Here is a 19,392-nt window from a genome sequence, read left to right as displayed (position 1 = left end):
TTATTGTTTTTATTGTGTGGTGTGACGCTGGTTCAACGTCCTTTGTAAACGGCTGGACGCCGGTCAAGGAACGCGGCTACCCCTTCCCGGAAGTCTTCGGTTTCTGAACAGCGTGCGAAACCGGCTCGCTCAGCACTCAGTTGCTCAGCAAGCTCTGTATTGAACGAGTTTCTGATCAGCCGTTTCAGAATTCCCAATGCAACGCCGGGACTTCCTGCCAGACGCGTTGCCATCTGATGGGTCTGCTCGACCAGGGCATCATGCGCAACCACAGCATTGACCAACCCCAGGCGCAGCGCCGATTCGGCATCCAGGGTGTCGCTCAGGAGTGCGATCTCCAACGCGCGACGCATGCCGACCAGGCGTGGCAAGTTCCACGAAGCACCCAGGTCACAGCTGGCGCCGACCTTTGCATACGCCAGGTTAAACCGCGTATTGTCGGCAGCGATAGCGAGATCACAGGCGAGTGCGAGGCTCATGCCGGCGCCGGACACCGCACCGTGCAGGCTGGCGATGACCGGGGCCTGCAGGTGCGCGAGCAGCAGGATCGCCTCATGCATGGGGTCGATCAGCACCTCTGGCACGCTGAGTGGGTCCTGACGGAATTGGGCCAAATCCCCTCCTGCGGCAAACGCCCTGCCCGCCGCATTGATCACCACGACGCGGATGTTTTTGTCCGTGCTGAGCTCCTGGCAGGTTGCCAGGAAGTCACGTGCCAAATCAGCATTGATTGCATTGAGCACGTCAGGGCGGTTGAGGGTGATGTAAGCGATCGCACCCTCACGACGATAGATAACCGTTGATTCATTCTGGTTCATGCAACACTCCGTGCCGCGATCGTTCGATTGAACTGCAGAATTAAAACTGCGAGATCGGCAAACGGATGATCAGCCCATCCAGCTCCGGGGTGACCGTGATCTGGCAGGTCAGACGGCTATGCTCCTGTACGTGCATGGCGCACTCGAGCATGGCGGCTTCATCGGCGTCTGCGGGCGGAACATGAGCCACCCACTTTTCGTCGACATAACCATGGCAGGTTGCACAGCTGCATGCGCCACCACAGTCGCCAATAATCCCCGGAACCCGGTTATTAATGGCAGCCTGCATTGCGCTCTGACCCACCTCGGCGTGAACTTCCTTACTGGAACCATTGTGTTCGATAAATGTAATTTTCGGCATCTCAGACCTCAACTTTACGCAATTGTTATTATATTAAGCAGGCAATAATTCTTTGAGATTAAGACGCTCATCCGCGAGCAACTCCGCGCTCAGAGGCACCTTATCAGAGATCAAGCGTTTCGCAATCATAAACTCAGCCGGACGACTCACAGTGTCTGCGGCAATTATCACGCCTTCTTTCAGGTAGAACGCGGAAAACGAACGAGTCTCAGTTGAACCCCTTACAACCAATTGATCAAACCCTGCAGAAAGACCAACCATTTTTAGTTTGAGGTCATATTGGTCGGACCAGAACCATGGCACTGCGTTATAGGCCTCACGCTTACCACAAATACTGGCTGCTGCGGTTCTTGCCTGTTCAACCGCATTGGGTACCGACTCCAGACGCAAGCGGCGACCCAGCTTGGCGTTTGGATGGGAGGTACAGTCGCCGGCAGCTACGATGGATTCGTCTGCAGTGCAGGCGTATTCGTCCACCTCAATACCGTTGTCCACTGCCAGCCCTGCCGCTTGCGCGAGTTCGGTGTTGGGTATCAGGCCAATGCCGGCAATCACTACATCCGCCTCTACTTTAAAGCCGCCCGAACAGAGCACGGCCGTCACGGCGTCTTGCGATTTATCGACTTCCAGTGCCTGGACTTCCACGCCAGTGTGAATGGTCACGCCGGCTTCACGGTGAATCCTTTCATAGAAGGCGGATATTTCAGGTGCGGTCACCCGGGCCAACACACGTGGGGCTGTTTCCAATACGGTGACGTGCATGCCCTTCTTGGTTGCAGCCGCCGCCACCTCAAGGCCCACATAACCACCACCAATGATCACTAACCGCAGCCCTTGCTTCATCTGCGAGTGGATTCGCTTCACGTCCGCAATGGTCCGCAGATAGTGGAAGTTTTCTGTCTCCTCCGCCAGCTCAGCACCTTTGATCTGCAACCGCCGAGGACGGCCGCCAGTGGTAAGCGCCAGTTTGCTGTAGTCCAGTACTCGCCCATCAGACAGGCTCACGCGCTTGGCTGCACGATCAATGTGTTGCACCGACACACCGAGCAGCAGTTCGATACCTGCTTCGTCGTAGGTAGAGCGCGGCTTGAGGTACAGGGCCTCGGTCTGGATCTCACCGCTGAGGTAGCCTTTGGACAGCGGCGGGCGCTGATAAGGGATGTGCGGCTCGTCACCAATCATGATGATGCCCCCTTCCCATCCGTGGTTGCGCAAGCTGGTGGCCAGCTCGCCGGCGGCATGCCCTGCCCCCACAATGATCACCTGTTCATGAGTCGTCATATCATCACCTTTTGCCAGGTTTAAAACCTTGGTTATTTGATTTCGTTAAAGGGGACGTCACGATCGACGCGCAGGTCTGATGGCAGCCCAAGCACGCGTTCGGCGATGATGTTGCGTAGAATTTCGTCGGTGCCGCCGGCAATGCGAAGGCCAGGGGCAAATAGGTAGTAGTACTGGAACGGCGAGACCTTCGGGTTTTCGCTGTCAAGGCCGTCCGCTTCCAGCAGGTCCATGCCGAGGGCACCCACCTGCTGGCGAGTCCTGGCCATCACCAACTTGCCAATGGACGCTTCCGGCCCCGGTTCCTGGCCCTTGGATAACGCCGTTTGCGCGCGCATTCGCAAAAACTCCAGTCCGGCATCATTGACGTAAACCTGAGCGATCGCTTCGCGAATCGAGGCGTTATCAAGCAACGGCACACCGCCGCTGCAAACCTCCTGAGCAAGGCTGATCAACTGATCGACACCTGGAGCATCGGCAGCCTTGCCGATCGCCAATCGCTCATGCATCAATGTGGTCAACGCGACCCGCCAACCAGCGCCGACTTCACCCAGACGCTGTGCATCAGCGATACGCACGTCAGTCAGGAACACCTCATTGAAATCCGTATGCCCGGTCATAGAGCGGATCGGACGAACTTCAACGCCAGGCGTACGCATGTCGATGAAAAACATGGTCATGCCTTTGTGCTTGGCAACCGATGAGTCAGTGCGCGCCAGCAACAGCCCAAAGTCGGAATGGTTGGCATAAGAGGTCCAGACCTTTTGCCCGTTGACCACCCACTCATTCCCTTGTCTGACTGCACGGGTACGGACGCCGGCCAGGTCGGAACCGGCAGCAGGCTCCGAGAACAGCTGGCACCAGATCTCGTCGCCGCGCATGGCGGGGCGCACGTAACGCATGGCCTGCTCTGCCGGCATATAGGTGTAAAGCGTGGGAACACACATGCCCATCCCGACTTGAAACGGCGTAACAAACACGTTGTAGCGCGACTCTTCCTGGCTGAAGATGACCTGCTCGATAGGATTACCTCCTACCCCACCCACTTCGACCGGCCAGGTGATGCCCACATAGCCGTGTGCGCTTTTCAGCGACTGCCAGCCACGGGCTCGTGTCATTTTCTGGGCTTCGGTTTCTTTTCTGCCCACGGGCTGCGCCCACTTGGGAGCCTGCTCTGCCAGCCATTGCCGGACTTGCTGCCGATAAACGGCTTCTTCATGTGAATCATCAAAATCCATGACCGAAACCTCAATTAGCCGTGTCAGAGGAGCTGCGGGAAGACACCAGGGAGCTGATCAGCCGGCCCGACCAGCGCTGCTTGTTGCCCAGCAGCAAAGCCAGCGATCTGGCGCGTCGGTAATATAGGTGGCAATCACTTTCCCAAGTGAACCCGATGCCGCCATGCAACTCGATAGACTCTTCCGCCGCAAAGGTGCAGGCGTCTGTTGCGGCGAGCCGCGCCCCTGCGGCAGCAGTGGGGATCTGCGCAGAGTCTGTCGACAACGCCCAGGCGCCGAACAGGCAATGCCCACGCGCCAGTTCGATCTTGGTGTACATGTCTGCCAGGCGATGTTTGACCGCTTGCTGACTGCCGATGAGCGCGCCGAAGGCACGGCGGGTCTTGGCATAGTCGACGGTTGTTTCGAGCAACGCTTGCGCTGCGCCGACTTGTTCGAACGCCGCAAAAATAGCCGCCATGTCGAGCAGTCTGTTCGTCAGGCGCGTGCCATCACCCGCTGCACCGATGCGCCTGACAGGCGCCGCATCAAAAGTGACTTGCGAGTAACCGCGCAGGTTGTCGATGCTTTCGATAGGCTCCAGGTGGACGTGGCTTGACTTCAGTTGCACCAACCACCAACCGAAACCCTGGCCATCCTCCTCTGAGCTGGCAGAGACAATTGCAATATCCGCTACTGCTGCATCCGCAACCGAGCGTTTGAAACCACTGAGCAGACCATCCTTCACCTGACATCTTGGCAAAACATCCCAGACGCCGCCGCCTTCGCTGAATGCGACCGTGCCGATGACCTCACCCGAAGCCAATCCGGGTAACCAGTTGTGAGCGACTTCGCCACCGGCCAATTTCAACGCCTCTGTCGCATGCAAGACCGAGGACGTCAAAGGCAGCGGGACCAATGTTCTTCCTGCCTCCTCGGCCAATACGCAAAGCTCCAGTGCCCCCAGGCCGAGGCCTCCGAGTTCTTCGGGAATGGACGCAGCAGTAAAACCGAGTTCGCAGAATTGAGCCCACAGGGCCCCGTCGAATGCGCTGCCCGCATCGAGCTGGGCTCTGGCCAGTTGCGGACCATTATTGAATAGTCTGCGCAACTGCTCCCTCAACGCATGTTGTTCCGGTGAGAAATCGAAGTTCATTGTTGCACCTCGCCCGACCCGTTGGCTGCAGGGTAAAAACGTTGGTCACGCTCAGCGCGCATCACCAGCCACTGGCTGGGCCGATAGCGCTCGCCGAAACGCGCTGCCAATCCCTGACAGTTATGGACGAATTCGCGGATCCCCACAGTGTCGATGAAAGAGAACACGCCGCCGGTATAAGCCGGAAAGCCAATTCCCAATACAGAGCCGACATCGCCGTGCGCGGGATTGGTAATCACGCCTTCCTCGAACGCACGCGCCGCTTCCAGTGCCTGGATGTACAGCATGCGGGTTTTCAGCTCTTCGACGTCTGGCTGCTGAGCAAGGGGCGCATAGACCTGAGCCATCCCCGGCCAGACCGAACGCTTGCCGTCGACGTAGTCGTAGAAACCCGAGCCATAGCGGCGGCCCTTGCGATCGAGGTCACGCACGAAGGTGTTGAACACCGAAAGTCCGTGGGGTTCTACCCAGGCGTCAGCGGCGTCGGCCTTGTACTGCTGTTGCGCGTTGTAGGTGAGTTCGATGGTCAAATCATCGATCAATGACAACGGACCAATGGCAAAGCCGGCCTGCAACGCAGCATTGTCGATGAGGACTGGCGAAATACCTTCAGCCAGCATCCCTGCACTTTCGAACAGATAGGCACTGATGACCCGTGTGGTAAAAAAACCTTTGGCGTCATTGACCGCTATAGGCGTTTTTTTCAAGACGCCGACCAGAGCCAGCGCGCGAGCATAGGTACGGTCAGACGTCTGTTTGGCTTTGATCACCTCAACCAGCGGCATTCTTCCTACCGGAGAGAAAAAGTGCAGCCCGACAAAGCGCTCTGGCTGTTCAATACCTTCGGCAAGGCTGGAAACCGGCAGCGACGAGGTGTTGCTCGCCAGCACAGTGTCAGCGCTGACCACCGCCAGGATCTTGCGGAAGACGTCAGCTTTGACTTGACGATTTTCGAACACAGCCTCCACCACCAGGTCACACCCAGCCAGCTGGCTGTAGTCGCCAGTGGCCTTGATGCGCGACAGTGCTGAGTCGGCAAGTGCAGGTTCCAGGCTACCTTTGGCCACCAGTCGCTGGAGCATTTCACTGATCTTCTGCTTGCCGGCTTCAGCCCGCTCGGTTGTCGCGTCGATCAGCACCACATCCAACCCAGCCGATGCGCAGACCTGTGCAACGCCACCACCCATCAGCCCTGCGCCCACGACACCTACTTTCTGCGGACGTAGCTCACTGTCGGCACAGGCAGTGCGGGCAGCCTTGCGGCACTCTTTGACCGAGATGAACTGAGTACGCATGAGGTTGCGCGACACCGGGTTCATGATCAGCCGGGTGAACTGCCGCGCTTCTTCCCTGAGACCCGCGTCCATGGGCACGCTGGTGCCCCTGGCGACAGCACTGACCAAGGCAATGGGTGCAGGCAGGTTACGTTGGGTCTTGCCAGCAATGCCGGTCGCGGTCTGGGCGTAAAAGGCTCCGAGCTTCGCATCAAAATAGCCGGCGCCACCTGGCACTTGATAGTCGCGTTTGTCCCATGGTTGCACCGCATCGGCCTTGGTCAACAGCCAATGTCTGGCCCGCTCCAGTAGTTGCCCAGGCGCCGCCACTTCGTGAATGATGCCCATTTGCAAAGCCTGCTCAGCGGACACCGAAGTGCCCTCAAGCATTAAGGCAACCGCCTGGCGAATACCAATCAAGCGAGGCAGGCGCTGAGAACCGCCAGCGCCCGGCATTAGTCCTATGGTCACTTCCGGCAATGATATGACCAGTGCAGGATCATTGCTCGCCACGCGGTAGTGACAAGCCAGGGCAATCTCCAGACCTGCGCCAATGGCGGCGCCGTTGATGGCGGCAACAAACGGTTTGCCGCACGTCTCCAGTTGCCGCAGAAGCTCGCTGAATGGCCGCGAGATTTCGGCGTATACCTTTTTCTCATCCGTCAGTCTGTCGAAAAAATCGACCATTGCATTGATGTCGCCACCTGCCATGAAATCACTCTTGGCAGAGGTAATGATTGCGCCGCGGATATTTGAATCGGCGGCGATCTTCCTGACCGCCGCGCGCAATTCATCGCGTAGTTCAGGCGTTGTCACATTCATTGGTTTGCCGGACACGTCCATCGTCAAAAGCGCGATGCCGTCACTGTCCACGACCATATTCAGACTCGCCACAGGGCGTCTCCTTTATTTTTATCCGCTGCTACGCTACCGATCTGCATGGGCACACCAGACCTCAGACTCGCTCGATGATGGTGGCAGTGCCCATGCCCAGGCCGACGCACAGTGTCACCAGGCCCGTGCTTTTTCCGCCACGTTCCAGCTCATCGAGCAGAGTGCCGAGGATCATTGCGCCGGTTGCGCCCAACGGATGCCCCATGGCAATCGCGCCGCCATTGACATTGATCCGCTCGGCCGCAATGTTCAGGCGCTCCATGTACAACAACACCACGGATGCAAACGCTTCATTGAGCTCATAGAGGTCGATGTCCGAAGCCTGCATTCCGGCCAGAGACAAGGCCTTGCGACTGGCCATCTCGGGACCTGTGAGCTGTATGGTCGGTTCTGAACCCACCGAAGCAAATGCTCTGATCCGCGCCCGCGGCTTCAGATTCATCCGCTCGCCAAACGCCGCGCTGCCAATGATCACGCCGCCGCTGCCGTCGACAATACCGCTAGAATTGCCGGCGGTATGCACATGGTTGACGTCCAGTACCTGCGGATAGCGCTGCCGCACCACGGCACCGAACCCTCCGGCCTCGGTCATCGTGACAAAGGCCGGCGCGAGTGCATTCAAACCTTCCAGCGTGACCTCCGTCCGCATGTGCTCGTCACGTTCCAGCAGAACCATGCCCAGATCGTCGACCACCGGGATCACCGAGTTTGAGAAACGCTTTTCTTGCCATGCTTGCGCCGCTCGCGCCTGGCTCATCAATGCGTATTGGTCGACATCGTTACGGGTAAAGCCGTGCAAGGTGGCGATCAAATCCGCACCGATGCCCTGGGGCACCATGTGGTTCTGGTACACCAACTGCGGATCGCTGTACCACGCCCCGCCGTCGGCGCTCATCGGCACTCTGGACATCGACTCGACACCGCCGGCGATGATCAATTGTGCTTGCCCGCTCATCACCTGCGCCGCAGCGTAATTCACCGCGTCGAGGCCGGATGAGCAAAAACGGTTCAACTGAATTCCAGGCACGGTATGGCTGTAGCCGGCATTCAATACGGTAGTGCGCGCCAGGTCACAGCCTTGCTCGCCAACGGGTGAAACAATACCCAGCACCACTTCGTCCAGCTGTGTCGTGTCGAGCTGATTGCGATCACGCAAGGCACGCAGCACCTGACTGGCCAACTCGACCGGAGGCACTTCATGCAACGCACCGTTTGGCCGGCCGCGCCCGCGAGGTGTACGAACGTGATCGTAGATGAAAGCGTCCATGGAACTCTCCCTAAAGCACTCGGAATGCAAATTGCCGCCACTCAGCGTTTGGTCAGCGTGAGTCCTGCTTTCTCACGGTCCCAGGTAGTCGCTGTGCAGCCTTCGTCTCGCAACTGGTACTTGAGAATGCGACCGACCGGATTGCGCGGCAGTTCGGCACGGAACTCGATGTAACGCGGCACGGCAAAGTACGGGAGACGATCCACCGCCCAGAGACAAAGTTGCTCTTCGCTCAGCGTGAAACCTGGTTTGAGCACTGCAGTGACCTTTACGTCATCTTCGGTCAGCGCTGATAACACCGCATGAACGGCGACGTCCTCAATGGCCTCGTGCGCGCGGAAGCTGGTCTCCATTTCATAGCTGGAGATGTTTTCACCGCGACGACGCAGGTAATCCTTCTTGCGATCGATGAAGTAGAAGAAACCGTCATTGTCGAACATGCCGATGTCGCCCGTGTGCAGCCACAGGTTGCGCATGATCTTCAGGGTGTCTTCCGGTCGGCGCCAATAACCTTCGAACATCACATGTGGGTGCAGTGGGCGGCAGATGACTTCGCCAGCAGTGCCCGGTGGCAGCTCAACATCGTTGTCATCGACAATACGCACATCGAAGTCAGGAACACGCATCCCCGACGAGTTGGGTGCCGGATCGACCCCGTGAGGCAAGGACACGATGACCGATGCCTCAGTGATGCCATAACTGTTGGCCCCCATATGGCGACTGCCGAAGCGCGCCAGCCATTTGTCCTGGAGCAATGCCGGGAATGGCGTGCCCAACACCACGCGAATCTGCCCAAAACAACGTTTGGCCGCATCCACTTCTGCGGCTTCAAGCAACAGCGGAATCATCGAACCGAGCAGACTGACGATGGTTGCACCGGTACGTTCGATTTCCGGCCAAAAGTTGGACACCGAGAAGCGCTTGTAGACAGCCGCCTTGCCGGCCACGAGAGCGCTGGACAGGATGGTCGTGGAAGTGGCGTTCATATGGAACAGCGGCAGTGCGGTCCACTGCACATCCTTCTGCGTCCTGCCTGCAGCCTTTACCAACTGACGCGCGAGGTTGACGGCGTAGTTGTGGCTGATCATGCAACCTTTTGACGGACCTGTGGTGCCCGCCGTGTAGATCAGCATCGCCAGATCACCGGGTGCGACGTCATCATCGATAGCGCTGGTGGTGTCCAGGCGATAATCGTCCAGCGCAGCAATGGCTTTTCCTGCCATGCTGCCTTCCGGTGCTTTCTCGCGATACAGCAACGTGCGCAGTTCAGTCAGTCCGTCGGCGATGGCCACCACGCGCTCGGCGTAGTCGAACTCAGCGATCACAACAGCGGAACCGGAGTCGTTCAGTTGATGGCGCAGGAACTCGCCTTTATAGGCGGTGTTCACCGGGACACTGATCGCCCCGAGCTTGTTGATCGCCAACCAGCAGAGAATCGCGTCGACGTTGTTGTCGAGAATAGTGGTGACCGTCTGGCCTTTGACCACTCCGAGGCTGCATAAGCCATGGGCAAGACGCGTGGTTTCATGATCGATTTGCGCGTAGGTCCACTCGCGATCCCCGATATCCAGGAACACCTGTTGCGGATGGCTGGCTACGGCGCGGGCGATGACCCGGTTGACTGTGTCTTGTTCTCCGGCCGACCACGTCAGTGTTTGTGCAGTCACTTTTACGTCTCCTTTTGTTCTTGTTAAGTACGTAATGCATTGGTGAGTAAACGGTTTACGTCCACTTCAGGGGAAGAGCATCGACACCGAATACCACCCCACCGTGCATGCGCACGCTGTCGTCATCCGCAATTTCAAAAGGGGGTACCAGACGCATCCATTCTTCGATCGCAATCACTAGCTCACGACGAGCGAGGTGAGAACCGATGCAGCGGTGCGGCCCGGAAGCGAATGCGATGTGACGGTTGGGGCTGCGACTGAAGTCCATTTCCTGCGGATGATCGAAGTCCTCCGGGTCCAGACTGGCAAACATCGAATACATCGCGATGCAATCGCCCTTCTTCATCGAGACGCCGGCAACTTCGGTGTCCTCGGTGACAAATCGGCTGACCATAACCACCGAATACGCGCGCAGCATCTCTTCGATCGCATCCGGAATAAGCGAAGGATCCTCGCGAAGTTTTTGCTGCTGCTCTGGGTGTTCGGCCAGGTACTTGAAGTAAAAGCCCAGCGAGGACGCTACGGTATCAAGGCCACCGACGAACAGCAGATAACAGATGCCCAGCATTTCGTCGTCGGTCAGCCCGACACCGGCGATGGTGGCGTGGGTCGCGAAGCTTGTCAGGTCGCCGGTAGGCGATTTGCGGCGGGCAGCAATCAGATCCAGCAGGTAGTCGCGAATAGTCGCGGCGGCTTCGACTCGGGCTGATTGGTCAGCGGCATGCAGCAGCGTGTCTTCCCAAAGCAGAATCCGATCCAGATCCTGGAGTGGCAGCCCCATCAGTTGCATGAAAATCCGCACCGGAAACTGCCTGGCGAACGCTTGCACGAAGTCGCAACCGCCCTGATCCACAACGTTATTGATCAGCTCAATGCACGAAGCGCGGATACCGTCTTGCATCTGCGCAATTCGCGCCGGTGCAAGCAATGGATTCAACAGGGCACGAAATTTGGTGTGATCCGGCGGATCCAGCTCCAGCGGGATCATGTCCCAGTCCTCACCCAGAAGCTTGGAGAAGCCTGAAACACCTTTGCTCGAAAATAGCCCTGGCGTCTGCAGCACATAACGAATGTCTTCGCCACGGGTCAATACCCAGGCGCCATCGGCGCTGGAAAAGTGCGAAGGGGTGTAGAGAACGCTACCTTTGCCCCGAAGGGAGTTCATCGTCTGAAACGGACATTGCTTCGCACCTGAAATGCGTAGCAGGTCGAACGGTACCACCAGCTCCGGCGGAATATGCGCGGGCACTTTGGAGGTGTCGATACGTGCGGATTCCTGGATTGTCATTATTATCAGTCTCCTGTCTCATCATTCTGGCTGCTCATCGGCTGGCATCGAATATAGTGGGCTCAAATGCGCCTCACCAGCACTATCGTCAACGCGCTGCGCGCGGCACTTTTTACCTCAACCGGTGGTGCTAGAGCGCTTGTTTGAAACGAGCGGCAGCGCATCACTCCAAAGCAGGTCCGCCGCACCTGCGGCATGTCCAGCGACACCGCCGGCTTCGAGGCTGAGCATTTGCAGACGCAAGGTCCAACGGTAAAGTCCGGACTCCAGGGTGAAACCCTGTGCACCACTTAGCTGATGCGCATCAAGACACAGGGTGTGGGCTGCCGTTGCTGCGTAAGCCGCAGCGGTTGCGGCAAATTCGTTGCTGTCGTGCCAGGCGGCATGGCGTACCAGATAACGCGCGCACTCGAGCGAAACCGCGAGCTCCGACACCCGATGTTGAATCGCCTGGAACGAACCCAAGGCTTTGCCAAACTGCTCGCGAGTGGCGAGATGGCTGGTCAGGTGTGCGATCGCCCCTTCCATGGCGCCGACGATTTCCGCGCCGATGCTGATCTGCCAGCGACGGGTTACCAGGTCGGCAGGCAGAATGGCGATGACGTCGCCTGACACAGCAGCGGGCGTCGCCAGTGGGTAGACAAAGTTGCTTTTTACTGCGACAGCCTTGGCAGGGTCGACGCGATAGACTTTCGCTACATCTTCGCCAATCACCGCCAGCAACGGGGCAAATCCGGCATAACGCACGGGAACGTGTTCTCCCTGACGACACACTGCCAACGCTTCATGTCGATGGTCTGCCATCAGCGGGGCGGTGATCATTGCCTGAACACCGACCGGCGACATGCCATTGAGGCGGGACACTTCCTCAGTCAGAAATACCGCTTCCAGTGCCTCGTACGGTGCTTTCTTGCCGGTTCCGAAATAACCGTGCTCCTGCAAGCCATTCCAGAGCACTGCATCGAAAGGAGCGGTGGCGTCAGCCCGATACCAGGAGGTCAGGTAGGTCTTGAGCGTTGCCAGCCACGCCGTTTGCTTCTCTGATAGATCAAGGTTCATGGTGCTTCCTTCTACTTGGGCATGCGCAGCCAGAGGCGTGCAATCAGGTTGAGTTGCATTTCATAACTTCCGCCGCCCAGCCCTGCGATCATTGCCGTGCGGAATTCACCATCGGACAGAGAGTTTGAAACCAGCCCTTCCTCACCAAGCACTTCGAGGGCAAGGTCCGATACCGCTCGTTCTGAACGAACGATGGCGCAACGACCCAAATAAGCCTCAGGCCCGGCACCCTCGCCGCGTGCCCTTGCCTGGCGGACCTTGTAGGTCAGCAATCGCGCAGAGCTGCAGGCGGCCAACGCAAGGACGGCCTGACGACGAATGCCTGGATCAGTGAAAATCCCCTTGCGGTCAGCGACTTCAACGACCTGCTCAAGCATCTTCTCGGCGCGGGCATAGCGCGGTGTTCCGACCCGTTCATCCGACAGCGCGTCGCGCACAACCGTCCAGCCCTCGCCCTCGTCGCCGAGACGGCAACTGGCATCAACGCGAACGTTGTCAAACGTCAGACGATGTACCTTGTGCACATCGAGCATCGAGGGGATGACCTCGACCTTGATGCCCGGGGTGTCCATGCGCACCAGAAAGATCGTCACGCCAGCTTTGGTCGTGTCGGAGCCCTCAGTGCGGGTCAGCAGAAAACAGTATTCGGCTTTACCCGCGTAAGAGGTCCAGACCTTGTGACCGTTGATGATGTACTGATCACCGTCACGTAACGCGCTGGTTTTCATGGCGGCGAGATCGGAACCGGCCGTCTCCTCCGAAAACCCCTGACACCAAAGCACATCACCGCTGGCAATACGGTTGAGGTGCAGCTGTTTCTGCTCCTCGGTACCCGCGGCAATGATCGCTGGACCGATCCAGTTCACGTTCATGTACTGCGAGCCACGGGGCTCTCCAGCCATCCACAGTTCTTCACTGAGAATGGCGAAGTCCCACGCAGACGCCGCGTTACCGCCGTACTCCTTCGGCCAGTGCGGAACCATCCAGCCGCGCTGTGCCAGCTTGTGACAGAAACCCATGGTGGTATCCGAATAAGGATCTTCGCCCGGTGTCAGGCACGTCCATTCCTCGGGTACTTCCTCGCTAACGAAGGCCCGGACTTCGTTCCGGAACCGCACCTCTTCTTCACGCCATCCGAATTCCATCATCGCTCCCAACTAGATCATATAGTCGATCTAGATTATCGCCACTTTCTCGCAATCGTCAACTGCGTTCCGAAGGACAAATGAACAAATTGCTGAACGCCACGAAATCCGTGCCCTCCAGATTGCCGTCAACGTAACCGAGAGACACCCACCAGCCGCCAATTCCCAGGCAGCCGGAAGCCGCAAACGCAAGGTTTGCGCTGTGATCCAGGTCGATGAAAGGGCGGTGGAAAGGCTAGAGCGTCAGCGCAAGCGCGTCATTTTTACGCATAGCAGGCGGATCGCGCCGCTCATTGACGATCGACGCCGCGAATGTCTGCAACTGACTGGCGAGCGTCACATCGTGCAACGTGGCATGCGCGCAATGACGCAGGCAGAGGCCGCTGACCAACGAGATGATGGCCGCCGCCGCGCCGTCACAATCCTGGAGGATGAAGACGCGTTGTTGCTGGCCCGCATTCAGGATTTCGATGAGTTGCGCATCTATTTTTCGTTTGAACTCAAGCGCGACACTCAGCCCCTCTTCCTCAAGGCTACGAATGTCCAGTTCGGCGATCATGGTACTGTCCATGTTCGCCAAAATGTAAGCACAGTAGAGTTTGACGAAATGACGCAGCGAAGCACCCGGCGGGCGCTGCATTCGCTTTGCCCGTTTCCATATCAGCAGAAAGCCTTGCAGGTACTCATGGATGATTTCCTGCAACAGGGCTTCTTTGCTCTCGTAATGCACATAGACGGAACCCGGCTGAATCCCGCACTCACGCGCAAGGTGTCGCAACGAAATAGAGGAAAAACCGTTTCTGGCGATCAGCGAGATCGCTTGCTGCTTGATCAGCTCGGCTCTGGTCATATCGATCACTCATGGCAAGGACGCGCCCAAGCGCCGCCGAGGCTGCAACGCCCTGAAGCCTGCAAGACTAAACACACCTCGGCTGACATCAGGCCGCAGAGCTCAGCGCCTGAACTAGCGGACGGAAAAGGTTTTGCTGGCGGCCATCACAGCGGCGCGATCCACAGCTGGCTCACCCAACGGATTGCCCAGTTGCGTGTATTTCAGCGCCATCTGCAAGGCTGAGCTTCGGTGCACATCCAGGGATTCCCAGATCGACCGCACCGTGCCTTGTATCGCCGCAGGCGGTTTCGCAGCGATCAGCGCAGCCATCTGCTGAGCACGGGACCAAAGCTCATCTGCTGGCGTAACTTCGGTCACCAGACCGATACGCAAAGCCGTATAGGCGCTGATGCGTTCGTCATTGCCGAGCAATGACATGCGCAAGACATCACCCAGCGGCATGCGATACGTCATACCGATCGGCTCCAGCGCCGCAGTCATGCCATAGGTCACATGCGGCTCGAAAAACTGCGCACCCTCATCACAAATAATAATGTCGCTTTCATTAAGCCAGTAGAAAGCGCCGCCAGCGCACAGCCCATGTACCGCCGCAATGACCGGTTTCCAGCATTTATTTTGCTTGGGGCTCAGGCTTTCGCCAGGATCGGCATGCGTCCAGACATTCGGATTAGGGTCTGGGAATGAAGGATCCTTAATGTCGACCCCAGTGGAAAACGCCCGGCCAGGTGCCGCGCGCAACACCACGCAATAAATGTTTTCGTTTTCCCGAATATGCCGCCACAGCCAGGCGAACTCATCCACCATCTTCCGATTGAACGAGTTCATTGCGTCAGGGCGATTCAAAGTAATCGTTGCGACATGGTCGATGACGTCAAACAGCACTGTTTCAAATTGATCTATCACGTGTATCCCCTATTACCAAGACAACTGAGCTGGTTGATCAAGAGCGGCTGCGCGGCATTTCCAGCGCGCCTTCAGCGATGATGCTGCGATGAACTTCGCTGGTTCCACCGTAGATCGTGCTTGGAATGGAGCGGCGATATTCAAGCTCGATCGCGCCACCTGCCATTTCTCCCATCCACAGCGAGTCGGGTGCTGCCAACTCCATGATGTCTTCGGAGCGCGCTAGCCAAGCTTCGCTGCCAAAGAGTTTCGACATTGAGCCAAACCACTTCTGCGACACCCCCTTCTCGCCGGCCCAGATACTGCGTCGGGTTAACGCGTCGGCAACCTGGATATCGCAAAATACCCGTGCCAGCCTGGCTCGCACTTGAGGCTGATTGATCGCCGCCCGACCATCACGCTGCGCAGTCCGAGCCCATTGCAGGGCGTTGCCCAGCAAGCGTCGCAGCGGCCCGACGTTATAAAGCCCGACACCTTGCTCAAGTGTGAGCGCAGCACTCATGATTTTGATACCGCCATTCACATCGCCAAGACGGTAGTGGTCCGGCACGCGCATGTCGGTGTAATAGGTGATGTTGGTCCGTTCCGCACCGATCGTCTTGACCTCCTGGGACTCATACCCCGGCTGATCGAGCGGCACTACAAACAAGGTCAGCCCCGCGTGCTTGGCCACCGATGAGTCGGTGCGCACCAGCATCAATGCGTAATCCGCCAAATGGCCCTGAGTGGTAAACATCTTCTGACCATTGATGATCCAGTCTTCACCGTCACGAACCGCCTTGGTGGCCGCGGCAAAAACGTCAGAGCCACAGGAAGGCTCGGTATAGCCCAAGCTGCAATATTTGGTGCCATCGGCAAGTGCAGGGAGAATGTCGCGTTTGGCCTGTTCGGTGCCGAATCGCAGAAGCATCTTGCCGACCATATCGGTTACAACCGGCACCAGTATCGGCCAATCCACTTCGTTGAAAACTTCCTGTATTGCCGCCAGGGATGCACCATCACACGCTCGGCCATGAAGCTGTTCAGGCCACTCTGGATAAAGCAGGCGCGCCTTCGCCAGCTTCTGAAAGAACGCCGGATGGTGGGCATCATCCGAGGTCGCCGCAAAATGCTTGAGCTCATCATTCAGGTGCTCAGAGAAAAATTGCCGGGCTTCGCTGGCAACTCGATCCGCCTCCTCGCCCCAACTGAAATCCAGTCCGCTTTCGCCGGCGGCAGGAAGGCTCGCGAGCTGGTCAGCCCAAAGGCGATCCCCCGCTTCCTGAAGCCAGATCGCCGGATCACCGGCCTGCAGCGCAATACCCCGAGCGCGACGCAAATAGAGCTGCGCGTCGTATTCCAGGGTCATGCCGTAACCACCGAAGACACGAATCGCCCGTGTGCAAGCGGTTGTCGCGATGCGGCTGGAGAACCAAAACGCCAGCGAAATATTGGCCCCTGCCACTGACAGGTGCTGTTCGATCGACCAGACTGTGCGCCACAGCAACAGCCGTGCACCTTCCACATCGGTAATGGAGTTGGCCAACGGATGGGCCACTCCCTGAAAACTACCGATGGGTTTACCGAACGCAAATCTCTCGCAAGAATATTCAGCCGCCATTTCAACAGTCTGCTGGGCGATGCCGATGAGCAGCGCACTGCTCAGCAACTTCCACTCTTCAATCGCAGCGAGGAACGCGTTGCTGGCATCCTTACCGCTGGCCAAAAGCACACAGTCGTTACCAGGATAAGTCTTCAGCCCTAACGCCAGAGAGCCCTGATTGGGCGAAGCAGCAGTTACCGAACCGCCACTTTCCAGACTGAGTTTTACCTGCTCACCATCCAGCCACAGAATCGCATCCGCAACGGCGCCGCCCGGAACCGTCTGCTCGCCCACAGAAGCCGCATTGCTCAACGCCAATGTGACCAGTTGTTGGCCCGACAGCAAAGAAGCTGGAACTTGCGAAAGATCCGCATCCAGGGATCGCAGCAACCGGTTGGCGACAATGCATTCGATCAAAGGCGCACTGATTAACGCGCGACCCGCCTGCTCGGCAACCAGCACAGCGTCCAGCAAACCCGCACCGCCGCCGCCCTGCTCCTCGGCAACACGCATTAAGGGGGCTTCCATGGCAACGATTTCGGCCCATAGATCACGGTCGAGTCCAAGGGACTCGGCAGCTCGAATACGGGTAGGTGTGGAAAGGTCACGAAACAGCTTGGCGAACATATCCTGGATGAGATGCTGCTCTTGCGACAAATGAAAATTCATACGTGCTCCTGTGGGGCTGAAAGCTTCCAACGGGCGTTACGCCCCGCTGAAACGCCGGCTTGCATGGGCCGTGTTTGTCATTGCTAGAACCGTATGATAATCTAGATTGTATAGATGTAAATAGCTGCAACAATGTTAATCCCTTGGAACGCGCTGAGGCCGCTGCCCCCTCGGCATAACCCGGCAAGCATTTCAGTCAGGGCAATCGAACAGCGTTGATACACTGGAGTAATCTGAATTGGTACCAGTCAAGCCACCGGTTGTCACATCCGACCTCAACCGCTTTTTCTGGCAAGCGGGGGCACAGGGCAAACTGCAGATTCAACGCTGTCAGGCCTGCCAGTTCTATCTACATCCACCCGGCGCAATCTGTCCGCGCTGCCACTCTGCAGATCTTTTGCCGGAAGCTGTCAGCGGACAAGCTACCCTTTATACGTATTCTGTGATCAAACGCGCCTTCCATCCGGCCTTTACCGAAGACCTCCCCTATGCGGTTGCCATCGTCGAGCTCGTGGAGCAGAACGCGCTGCGAGTCGTCACTCGCATCGTTGACTGCCCAGAACAGTCGCTAGACATCGGGATGAAACTACAGGTCAAGTTTGTTCAGCAGGACGATGTCTGGCTGCCGATGTTTTCTCCCTGCGTAACAGAGTAGCCCTCGCCCTTTCCATAATTGACTGCCAAGGATTTGAAATGAACAAGAAAGGACGGGAAATTGCTGTGGTGGGTGTGGGCTACTCAAATGTCTACCGCGGCCCAAGCCCCTCGGTGGAGGCGCTGACCACCACTGCATGCCTGGCGGCCATCGAGGACTCCGGGCTCACAGCAAAAGACATTGACGGTATCTTCGAATATCAGATTGGTAATGAATCCCCTAAAGCGCTCTATGTACAGGGAGCACTGGGTTGTGCGGATCTTGCCGCCTATGCCGACATCATGGGTACCGGCCCTTCCGGCCTTGCTGGCGTGTTAGCGGCTATCGCCGCAGTTTCCGCCGGCACTTGCGAGACCGCCCTGGCCTACCGGAGCATCGAACAAAACGCCGGTAACACCGGCACCGCCCAAACGATGGTTTCAATGGCGGGCAGCTCTCCGCTGCACGATGAAATGGTCAACCCATTTGGGATGTTCGGTGTGATTCCGTCCATCGCAATGCGCATGAAACGTCGGCAGAAAGAATACGGCGGGCGTGAAGAAGACTATGGGCTGATCGCGCTCAACGCCCGCGTATGGGCCAGCCAGAACGAACGTGCCGTGCAACGCAACCTGTTGACCATGGACGACTACTTGCAATCAAAGGTGTTGTGCGAACCATTGCGCCTGCTTGACTGCGACTATCCGGTCAGCGGCAGTTGTGCAGTGATCATTACCACCCTAGAACGGGCGCGGGATCTGCGGCAAAAACCCGTCGTCGTCAGCGGCCACAGCTATGGAACCGGCAGCGGAGACTGGCTGCATGGCGACGATTTCCTGTATGGCGGCAAGATCAACTGCGCCAAGCGCCTGTGGGATCGCTCGGGCATGACGCCGGCCGATATGGACGTCGCCCAACTGTATGACGGCTTTACCTACGTCACACTGACTTGGCTCGAAGCCCTTGGCTTCTGTCCTTTGGGAGAAGCGGGTCGGTGGCTGGACAATGGCCGGACTATCGGTCCTGGAGGCTCGTTGCCCATGAACACCAACGGCGGACAACTTGCCGAAGGAAGACTCCACGGTGTGTCATTTCTGGCTGAGGCGGTACAACAGTTGCGCGGTTTGAATGGCTCACGTCAGGTACACGGCGCGAAGAACGCCGTGGTTGCAACCTCCACCGGACCGCAATGCGGCGCAATGATTTTGACCAACCAAACATGATGGATGGCGACGCCCTTTGCCTTGATCATTATTGTGATATAGATGATTATAGTCTAAGACGCGCAACCTGAAACAGCTCAGCGCATAATTTCTCTATCAAA

16 protein-coding genes are annotated in these 19,392 nt (G+C 57.7%); 2 read left to right on the top strand and 14 right to left on the bottom strand.

Going from position 1 to position 19,392, the window contains the following annotated elements; translation table 11 throughout:
• Positions 1-32 precede the first annotated feature (32 nt).
• The 14 genes from ACMTA2_RS17330 to ACMTA2_RS17265 all read right to left on the bottom strand — a co-directional run bounded on the left by ACMTA2_RS17330 (position 33) and on the right by ACMTA2_RS17265 (position 17,434).
• On the bottom strand, positions 33-818 hold the full coding sequence (locus tag ACMTA2_RS17330) for an enoyl-CoA hydratase/isomerase family protein (RefSeq protein ID WP_413790969.1): 786 nt from the start codon (positions 816-818) through the stop codon (positions 33-35).
• A gap of 40 nt (positions 819-858) precedes the next feature.
• A complete protein-coding gene (locus ACMTA2_RS17325; RefSeq protein WP_413790968.1) occupies positions 859-1,179 on the bottom strand; it encodes a 2Fe-2S iron-sulfur cluster-binding protein in 321 nt (106 codons plus the stop codon).
• A 33-nt stretch (positions 1,180-1,212) separates the two neighbouring features.
• Entirely contained in the window at positions 1,213-2,460 is a 1,248-nt protein-coding gene (locus ACMTA2_RS17320) for an NAD(P)/FAD-dependent oxidoreductase (protein ID WP_413790967.1), read from the bottom strand.
• Between the two features lie 32 nt (positions 2,461-2,492).
• Positions 2,493-3,698 carry an acyl-CoA dehydrogenase family protein gene (locus tag ACMTA2_RS17315; protein WP_413790966.1) on the bottom strand — a complete coding sequence of 402 codons (1,206 nt, stop codon included), beginning with the start codon at positions 3,696-3,698 and terminating at the stop codon, positions 2,493-2,495.
• Between the two features lie 10 nt (positions 3,699-3,708).
• Positions 3,709-4,833: an acyl-CoA dehydrogenase family protein gene (locus ACMTA2_RS17310; RefSeq protein ID WP_413790965.1), complete on the bottom strand. Its 1,125-nt coding sequence runs from the start codon at positions 4,831-4,833 to the stop codon at positions 3,709-3,711.
• On the bottom strand, positions 4,830-7,001 hold the full coding sequence (locus ACMTA2_RS17305) for a 3-hydroxyacyl-CoA dehydrogenase NAD-binding domain-containing protein (protein ID WP_413790964.1): 2,172 nt from the start codon (positions 6,999-7,001) through the stop codon (positions 4,830-4,832). The genes ACMTA2_RS17310 and ACMTA2_RS17305 overlap by 4 nt, the downstream gene beginning before the upstream one ends.
• A gap of 61 nt (positions 7,002-7,062) precedes the next feature.
• Entirely contained in the window at positions 7,063-8,268 is a 1,206-nt protein-coding gene (locus ACMTA2_RS17300; protein ID WP_413790963.1) for an acetyl-CoA C-acetyltransferase, read from the bottom strand.
• A 41-nt stretch (positions 8,269-8,309) separates the two neighbouring features.
• Positions 8,310-9,935 (bottom strand): AMP-binding protein, encoded by a 1,626-nt coding sequence (locus ACMTA2_RS17295; RefSeq protein WP_413790962.1) that lies wholly within the window; start codon positions 9,933-9,935, stop codon positions 8,310-8,312.
• Positions 9,936-9,990: 55 nt separating this feature from the next.
• Positions 9,991-11,223 (bottom strand): cytochrome P450, encoded by a 1,233-nt coding sequence (locus ACMTA2_RS17290; protein ID WP_413790961.1) that lies wholly within the window; start codon positions 11,221-11,223, stop codon positions 9,991-9,993.
• A 117-nt stretch (positions 11,224-11,340) separates the two neighbouring features.
• Positions 11,341-12,282: an acyl-CoA dehydrogenase family protein gene (locus ACMTA2_RS17285; RefSeq protein ID WP_413790960.1), complete on the bottom strand. Its 942-nt coding sequence runs from the start codon at positions 12,280-12,282 to the stop codon at positions 11,341-11,343.
• Positions 12,283-12,293: 11 nt separating this feature from the next.
• Positions 12,294-13,427, bottom strand: coding sequence for an acyl-CoA dehydrogenase family protein (locus tag ACMTA2_RS17280; RefSeq protein ID WP_413790959.1), 1,134 nt, complete (start codon positions 13,425-13,427; stop codon positions 12,294-12,296).
• A gap of 235 nt (positions 13,428-13,662) precedes the next feature.
• Positions 13,663-14,277, bottom strand: coding sequence for a TetR/AcrR family transcriptional regulator (locus tag ACMTA2_RS17275; RefSeq protein WP_413790958.1), 615 nt, complete (start codon positions 14,275-14,277; stop codon positions 13,663-13,665).
• Positions 14,278-14,391: 114 nt separating this feature from the next.
• Positions 14,392-15,183 (bottom strand): enoyl-CoA hydratase/isomerase family protein, encoded by a 792-nt coding sequence (locus ACMTA2_RS17270; protein WP_413790957.1) that lies wholly within the window; start codon positions 15,181-15,183, stop codon positions 14,392-14,394.
• Between the two features lie 37 nt (positions 15,184-15,220).
• Positions 15,221-17,434, bottom strand: coding sequence for an acyl-CoA dehydrogenase family protein (locus ACMTA2_RS17265; RefSeq protein WP_413790956.1), 2,214 nt, complete (start codon positions 17,432-17,434; stop codon positions 15,221-15,223).
• A gap of 238 nt (positions 17,435-17,672) precedes the next feature.
• Here ACMTA2_RS17265 and ACMTA2_RS17260 point away from each other — a divergent pair, with 238 nt between their 5' ends.
• Both ACMTA2_RS17260 and ACMTA2_RS17255 read left to right on the top strand, forming a co-directional pair.
• Positions 17,673-18,089 carry a Zn-ribbon domain-containing OB-fold protein gene (locus ACMTA2_RS17260; RefSeq protein ID WP_413790955.1) on the top strand — a complete coding sequence of 139 codons (417 nt, stop codon included), beginning with the start codon at positions 17,673-17,675 and terminating at the stop codon, positions 18,087-18,089.
• 38 nt (positions 18,090-18,127) lie between these two features.
• Positions 18,128-19,291 (top strand): thiolase family protein, encoded by a 1,164-nt coding sequence (locus ACMTA2_RS17255; protein ID WP_413790954.1) that lies wholly within the window; start codon positions 18,128-18,130, stop codon positions 19,289-19,291.
• The last annotated feature ends 101 nt before the right edge of the window (positions 19,292-19,392 follow it).

Source organism: Pseudomonas medicaginis, from assembly GCF_965119365.1.
GTDB lineage: Bacteria > Pseudomonadota > Gammaproteobacteria > Pseudomonadales > Pseudomonadaceae > Aquipseudomonas.
The sequence above is the reverse complement of the archived record's forward strand: the minus strand, read 5'-3'. Positions and strand labels throughout refer to the sequence as shown.